We start from the raw sequence: 7,700 nt of genomic DNA, 5'->3' as shown, positions 1-7,700 counted from the left end.
GTTGGCCCAATGTGCACAATGCCGGGTTGGCCGCCCTTCCGATGGCCAATGTGTCCGTTGGCACCCGCAATATGCCGTAGCTATTGTTGCTGCGCGACCTGTGAATTGACGTTATGACCGGATCGTTCGATCCCCCAACGGGAGCTGTTCGACGTCGGGTCGGAACCGGTCGACCATCTTGCAAGGAAAGGTTGGACACCCATGAGCCTCAATCCATTCGACGACGAGAACGGAACCTTCGTCGTCCTGGTGAACGACGAAGAGCAGCACAGCCTCTGGCCGACCTTCGCCGACGTGCCGGAGGGCTGGCGAGTCACCTTCGGCGAGGCGGGCCGCGCCGCCTGCCTGGAGTACATCGACCAGAACTGGGCCGACATTCGGCCCAAGAGCCTGCGTGACAAATTGGCGCAGGGCCGCGCTATCGACGCCTGAATATTTATCGGAAATTTATCCGCGCGAATCGCCGGGCCGCAGGGATCAACCACCGCGGCCCGGCTTTTCGCAATTGTGGAGAATTAACGCGTTAAGCGTCGGCTCCGGCGGGCACATCCACAGTCGATGGCGCACCGAGCGACTCCGCGGCCCGCTTCGGCAAGAAGACGGCGGGAATGAACGACAATGCCGTCAGAACGAACACGACGACGAAGACGACCGTATAGGCATGGGTCAGGTCGTGCAGCACGCTGCCGGCGAAGTCCGGGCTCAGGGCCCGGTGCGGTACGGCGGCGGGGTCGACCGGCGCACCCGACTTGGCGGCATTGTCCCGCAGGGTCGCCAATTTCTGTGCGGCGGTGATGTTTTCGCTGCGAATGAATTGATTGGTCAGGATCACCGACATCAGCGCATACGCCACGGAGCCCGCCACGTGCTGGTTGACGTTGACCAGCGTCGAACCACGCGCTATCTGATGCGGAGCCAGGGTTTGCACCGCGACCCCGGCGACCAGCATCTGCGTGCAACCCATACCCAGGCCGACGATCGCCAGGCCGGTGAACAGAACCGGCAGGTAGGCGGCATGATTGGCGACCCCGAAGGCAAAAAGGCCGGTACCCAGACAAACCAGCGCGATGCCCGCCATCACCACCTTGCCCGGCCCGTGTCTGTCCAGTAACACCCCCGCCAGCGGCAGCGTCAGCATGCCCCCGACGCCGATGGGGATCACGGCCAGCCCGGCCTGCAGCGGCGTGTGGTGCAACAGTTGCTGAAAGTAGCTCGGACACAACAGGCCGGCTCCGGCAATCGCGATGGCGAACAAGAACATGACCACGTTGGCCAGGGTGACCACCCGGTTGGCGAACAGCCGCACATCGATCAGCGGATGGTCGGTGCGATAGAGGGCGTGAAAGACGAAGCCGGTGATCAACAGCAGACCGAGGGTCACCGGCACCCAGACGTGCGGATCGGCGGGTGTGCCGTGGGCGGGAAGAGAGGACAGCCCGTACAACAGCGTCGCCAGTCCGGGCGACAGCAGCAGTACGCCGATCAGGTCGAAGGATTCCGACGGCGCCGGTTCGTCTTTCGGAAACACCGCCGCGGCAAGGGCTATCGTGATCAAGCCGATCGGCAGGTTGATCAAGAAGATCCACTTCCAGCCGAAGGCGTAGATGAGCCAGCCGCCCAGAATCGGCCCACCGATCGGGCCCAGCAGCATCGGCGTGCCCGCTACCGCCATCAACCGGCCCAGCCGTTTGGGGCCGGCCTCGCGCGCCAAAATGGTCATGACAATCGGCATCACCAGACCGCCGCCGAACCCCTGTAGCACCCGAAACACGATGAGCGCCGCGATGTTCGAGGCCATCGTGCACAGCAGTGAACCCAGCGTGAAGGCCAGCACCGAAGAGATGAAGAGCCGTTTGGCGCCGAATCGGTCGGCCGCCCACCCGGCCAGCGGGGTGACTGTCGCCAAGGCCAGTACGTAGCCGGTCATCGTCCACGCGACCACGGCCTCGTTGGACTGGAATACGTTGATGAACGTTCGTTGTGCGACGAAAACCACCGTGCTGTCCAGCGTTACCGTCAGTGACGCCAGCACGCACACGCCGGCGATCCAGAGCAAACGGGCATCCAGCGCGTCGGGATAGCCGGGTGCCGACGAGTACGGGGGCTGCGGACCATCCACGCGGCGCAGCACCGACATCGCTAGACCCCGGCCCCGGACAACTCGGGCTCGACGAGGGGATCTCCTTCTGCGGGGGGTGGCGGCGCACTGCGGCGGTTGCGGTCGGGCCGGGTGCGCACCTTCATCGGCCACCAGAACCAGCGTCCGAGCAGTGCGGCGATGGCCGGTGTCATGAACGACCGGACAACGAGCGTGTCGAACAACAGACCCAGGGCGATCGTGGTGCCCACCTGGCCGATGATGCGCAGGTCGCTGATGCCCATGCTCGCCATCGTCGCGGCGAAGACCAGGCCGGCCGTCGTGCAGACTTTGCCGGTACCGCCCATCGCACGGATGATGCCCGTCTTCAGGCCGGCGCCTATCTCGTCTTTCAATCGGGAGACCAGTAGCAGGTTGTAGTCCGATCCCACTGCCAGCAGCACGATCACCGACATCGCCAGCACCAGCCAGTGCAGATCGATGCGCAAGATGTGTTGCCAGAACAGAACTGACAGGCCGAAGGATGCGCCCAGCGACATCGCGACGGTACCGACGATGACCAATGCGGCGATCAACCCACGCGTGATGAGCAACATGATGATGAAGATCAGGCCGAGCGCGGAAATCGCCGCGATCAGCAGGTCGTACTTGTCGCCGTCGGAGATGTCTTTGTAGGTTGCCGCGGTGCCGGCGACGTAGATCTTGGCGTCTTCCAGTGGGGTTCCCTTGAGCGCTTCCTCGGCCGCCGTCTTGATCGCGCCGATACTGGCCAGACCGTCGGGTGAGGCGGGTTCGCCGCGGTGGGAAATGATGAACCGGGCCGCCTTGCCGTCCTCGGACATGAAGACTTTCATGCCGCGCTTGAAGTCCGCGTTGTTGAACGTCTCCGGCGGCAAGTAGAACGAGTCGTCGTTTCTGGCGGCGTCGAAAGCCTTGCCCATGGCGGTGGCGTTGTCGCTCATTTCGTCCATCTGGTCATAGATTCCGGCCATGGTGCTGTGCATGGTCAGGATCATGGTGCGCATGTTTTCCATGGTTTCGATCATCGGCGGCAGCTGCGCAGCCATTTCCGGCATGATCCGGTCCATGTTCTGCAGATCGCTGACCATGGTGCCCAGTTGCTCACTGAGCTGGTCCACGCCGTCCAGCGCATCGAAGATCGACCGCAACGACCAGCAGATCGGGATGTCGAAACAGTGCTTCTCCCAATAGAAGTAGCTGCGAATCGGCCGCCAGAAGTCTTCGAAATCGGCGATGTGGTCGCGCAGCTCGTCGGTGATCTGCTTCATCTCGACGGTGTCGCCGACCATTTTGTGGGTGATGCTGGTCATCTGCACCATGAGTTCATGTGTGCGTTTCATCAGCGCGATCGACTTGGCCATGTCGTCGGCCTGGGTCAGCATGTCGTTCATCCGGTCGCGCTGGTACTTCATGGTCTGCACCTGCCCGGCGTTTTGCATGCTCATCTGGAACGGAATCGATGAGTGCTCAATGGGTTTGCCGTTGGGCCGGGTGATGGCCTGCACGCGAGAGATGCCCGGGACGTGGAAGATTCCCTTGGCCAGCTTGTCCAGCACCAGAAAATCCGCCGAATTGCGCATGTCGTGATCCGACTCGATCATCAGAATGTCGGGCTTCATCCGGGCGGCCGAGAAGTGCCGTTCGGCCGCGGCGTATCCGACGTTGGCGGGAATGGATTTCGGCATGAATCCGCGGTCGTCGTAGCTGACCTTGTACCCGGGCAGGGCAAGTAGGCCCACCAGCGCTATAGCCAACGCGGCGGCCAGGATTGGCCCCGGCCAGCGGACCGTTGCGGTACCGATGCGTCGCCATCCCTGCGTCTTGATCTTGCGCTTGGGATCAAAGAATCCGAAGTGGCTGCCGACGGTGAGTATCGCCGGACCCAGCGTGAGCGCAACGGCGACCGCGACGAGAATTCCGACCGCCGATGGGGCGCCCATGGATTGGAAGTACGGCAGCCGGGTGAAGCTCAGGCAGCCCATGGCCCCGGCCACGGTCAGACCGGAGCCCAGGATGACGTGCGCGACCCCCTTGTACGTCGTGTAGTAGGCCGTCTCCCGATCTTGGCCGGCCTGACGCGCTTCCTGATACCTGCCGACGAAAAATATGCCGTAGTCCGTTCCGGCCGCGATCGCGATCGTGGTGAGCAGGTTGACCGAGAAGGTCGAAAGCTGAATCAGCTGCACGTTCCCCAGGAACGCGACTACCCCTTTGGCCGCCGTCAATTCCATGAAAACCGTTATCAGCAATAGGATTACCGTGACGATCGACCGGTAGACCAGAAGCAGCATGGTGACGATCACGACCACGGTCAGCAGGAGGATCCGGGTGAGCGATTTGTCGCCGGTGGTGCTCATATCGGAGACCAGCGCCGAGGGGCCGGTGACGTAGACCTTCAATCCGGGTGGTGGCGCCGGCGCGCGGGCCAGGATGTCGCGCACCGCCTGGATCGATTCGTTGCCCAGCGACTCGCCCTGTGTTCCCGATAGGTTCAATGACACGTATGTGGCTTTGCCGTCGGCACTTTGGGCGCCTTCGGCGGTCAGCGGGTCTCCCCAGAAGTCGCTGACGTGCTGGACATGCTTGGTGTCGGCCTTCAGGTCCCGAACCAGGCTGTCGTAGTAACGATGAGCGGCATCGCCGAGCGATTGTTCGCTCTCCAAGACGATCATCGCCACGTTGTCGGAGTCGGATTCCTTGAATACCTTGCCGATTCGCTTCGCGGCTATCAGCGAGGGCGCCTCGGGGGGACTCGGTGCCACCGAGTGGTCCTGACCGACTTTTTCCAGTGGTGGAACAGCTACGGTGAGGACCACGACGATGCCCACCCAGGCCAGGATGATGGGTATCGAAAGCTTGCGGATAACCCGCGCGATGACGGGCTGGCGGCTGGTGCCGTCGGTGATCTGGTGGTTGCTCACGCGGATTTCACCACGCAGAAGGTGTAGGCGTTGACCTCGTTGGAGATTCGTTCGGCTTTCACGACGCCGTCCACGGTGATCCGGCAGCCGATTTGGTCGCTATTGCCCTGGGCGACAAGGTTTCCCATGACTGCGGGCAGGGTCGTGGAGATGTCGAGCGTCCAGGGCAGGTGCGCCGCGTCGACCCGTTTGGGGTCGGAGTTGACGTCGAAATAGCTTATGTCGGCGACGGTTCCGGCCGGCCCGAAGACTTCGTAAACGATCCTCTTGGGGTTGAACGGCTTAGTGTCGTCGGTCTTGCCGTCGGAGTATTGCTCACGTTTTTGTGATCCGAAGAATCCGTGGATGCGTGCCACGCTGAATCCGCCTACGACGACGACCGCCAGAACCACCAGTGGTATCCAGATTTTCATCAGGAACTTGCAGAGGGTCGAAATCACTTTCACTCCGTCGGGAAATCCAACGCGGACAGGAAGACGGCGCCGTGCAGGTACTGGGATGGGAGCCCCGTCTGCGACATTGCTTTTCGCCTGCGGTTGCGGCGTGCCGTTCACCAGGTTCTTGTCGGCGCCATTGTCGGCGCCATTAGCGCCCGGCGGCTGCGGCGCGCGAAACTGCGCGTAGCTCTCATACGGATCGGAGCCATGAGTGGGATCTATCAGCTGGCGCAGCATGTGTTTCCCCGCCGCTGCCAGTTGGGATTGCTGGTCTCATGGGTGATCCCAAGGATCTGCTCCACGCGAATTCTCCTGTATTGCCGCAGGATAAGAATGGCTTCATCGAGATGTCTACCAGCACCGATGCACACGGCGGCACGTCAACAATGCCCACAATCAGGCTGGCGCGAAGGTCAACCTGCACATGGTCCCCGTGCATAAAGGCGTGTATTCGATTAGGGGGTACAGCGAGCAGTGTCCGCCCGATCGGAGAACAGCACAGGTTCGACATGGCAACAGCACACGCAAATGCAGACGAAGGCAATCGGCTGACGATTCAGCGACTGCTCGATGAACCGCTGATGTCCGGCGCCCGCGTGGTGGCCGGCGCAGAACGGCTCGACCACGAGTTGACCTGGATGCTGCCGCTGACCGAAGTGCCCCCTTGGCCGGATCCACTCGATGCCGTCGCGTTGTATGCCCGCCCGGAAGCGTTGCAGGCCAACGGCACCATGCTCACGGCGATAGCCGCCCGCGGCGCCACCGTGCTGGTGGTCGACGGCCCGATAGACCTGCCGCGTACTGCGCTGCCGGGTGGACTGGTGGTCATCGAGATGGCGTTGCCGGTCGGTTTCGGTGCGCTCAACCGCCTGCTCGCCGAGCGGACGCTGAGCCAGGAACTGCAGGTGATGCGGTATTCGAGCCATGTCCACGCGTCGCTGGCCGGGCTGTTTCACCGCGGTGCGGGGCTGCAGATCCTCATTCGTGAGGTTTCGAATCTCACCCGAAACCCGGCGGTGGCACTCAACCCCCGCGGTCAGGTGGTCGCCCAGAACGGGCTGGCCGGCAATGCCCTTGAGACATTGTCTGATTCGGTGCGCCGCATGCTGGCCACCGGTGTGCCCGCGGCACGACGGTCCGGCCCGCACGAGACGCGGGTGGATCCTGTTGCCGGCCCCGGCGGCACCACGTGGACCTGTATTTCCAGCGCAATCCAGCACGGCAAGGCATTCCATGGCTGGGTGGTGATCCTCGTCGCCTCCGACGCGCTGAGTCACGCGGATCAGGCGCGTCATCGCATCGTCACCGAACAAGCAACGGCAATCCTGGGCTCGGAGATGCTGCGCCAGCACAGCGTCGAAGAGGCCGAAGAGCGCGCCCGGGGTGACTTCATCCAGGCCCTGGTGCACGGCAGCTTCTCCAGCGAACACGAAATGCGTGCTCGCGCCGATCACCATGAGATCGACATCGGTTCGCCCTTCGGGGTTTTCGTCGCGCACGGCGAACTACCGCACTCGGTGGACAATCCGGTGGCCGGCATGGTCCGGCTGGCCCGCTATGCCGCCGGCGTCTCGTTGGATTCGGCGGTCCGGGCCGACGCCACCGCCATCGGTGATGTCCTGGTAGTGCTGCGCACCCTGCGCGGCGGCGACGACGCGGCTTTGCGGCGAGAGATGGCCGACTTCGCGCAAAGGATGTACGACGAACTCGAAACGCGTTGCGGCACAGCCGTAGCGGTCTCATACGGCCGTCCGGCGCACGGCGCCGGCAAGGTCTGCGACAGCTATCGCGAGGCCCGCATCGCGCTGGGTATCGCGCGCCGGCTCGGCCGCACCAGCGCCACCTCCTATCAGGAACTCCGCAGCTTCACTGTGCTGGCCGAAATCGTCGACAGCGAAAACAGCAGACGACTGGTTCGCGAGTTCGTCGAGCCGCTGCGGTCCGGCCCCAATCTGCTGGGGACGCTGACCGATTATCTGGCCCATGGCGGCAACGTCAACGCGACAGCGCGCGCACTCAACGTCCACCGCAACACCATGCTGGCCAAACTGGACCGGATCTCCCGCACTATCGGTGTGGACGTCCGAGAACCCGAGAACCAGTTCACCGCATGGCTTGCCATCAGGCTCAATCTGCTGGCCGAGGTCGAGGCAGTCGCCGACCGAGAGTCCCGATTCCGCTGACGGCGCCGTGCTGTAAAGGCAAGCGTACCAGCAGATTTCG

The 7,700-nt window shown here is 63.1% G+C and carries 5 protein-coding genes; 2 read left to right on the top strand and 3 right to left on the bottom strand.

Annotated features, from left to right (window positions below):
- The first annotated feature begins 201 nt into the window (after positions 1-201).
- Positions 202-432, top strand: a complete 231-nt coding sequence (locus tag BST12_RS17785; protein WP_083114451.1) for an MbtH family protein — start codon at positions 202-204, stop codon at positions 430-432.
- 91 nt (positions 433-523) lie between these two features.
- On the opposite strand, the gene BST12_RS17780 is transcribed toward BST12_RS17785, so the two are convergent.
- From BST12_RS17780 to BST12_RS17770, 3 genes are read right to left on the bottom strand one after another with little or no spacing between them, the layout of a single operon-like run.
- Positions 524-2,137: a DHA2 family efflux MFS transporter permease subunit gene (locus BST12_RS17780; protein ID WP_083114450.1), complete on the bottom strand. Its 1,614-nt coding sequence runs from the start codon at positions 2,135-2,137 to the stop codon at positions 524-526.
- A 2-nt stretch (positions 2,138-2,139) separates the two neighbouring features.
- Positions 2,140-5,040 (bottom strand): MMPL/RND family transporter, encoded by a 2,901-nt coding sequence (locus BST12_RS17775; protein WP_245850398.1) that lies wholly within the window; start codon positions 5,038-5,040, stop codon positions 2,140-2,142.
- On the bottom strand, positions 5,037-5,453 hold the full coding sequence (locus BST12_RS17770) for an MmpS family transport accessory protein (RefSeq protein WP_083114457.1): 417 nt from the start codon (positions 5,451-5,453) through the stop codon (positions 5,037-5,039). Before BST12_RS17770 ends, BST12_RS17775 begins: the two co-directional genes overlap by 4 nt.
- A 533-nt stretch (positions 5,454-5,986) precedes the next feature.
- On the opposite strand from BST12_RS17770, the gene BST12_RS17765 reads away from it, so the two are divergent.
- The gene (locus tag BST12_RS17765) at positions 5,987-7,660 is read left to right on the top strand and encodes a helix-turn-helix domain-containing protein (RefSeq protein WP_083114449.1); all 1,674 of its coding nucleotides are present in this window, start codon (positions 5,987-5,989) and stop codon (positions 7,658-7,660) included.
- Positions 7,661-7,700: the final 40 nt, after the last annotated feature.

The sequence above is a fragment of the Mycobacterium angelicum genome (genome assembly GCF_002086155.1).
Taxonomy (GTDB): domain Bacteria; phylum Actinomycetota; class Actinomycetes; order Mycobacteriales; family Mycobacteriaceae; genus Mycobacterium; species Mycobacterium angelicum.
This window is presented reverse-complemented; position numbering and strand designations above follow the sequence as displayed.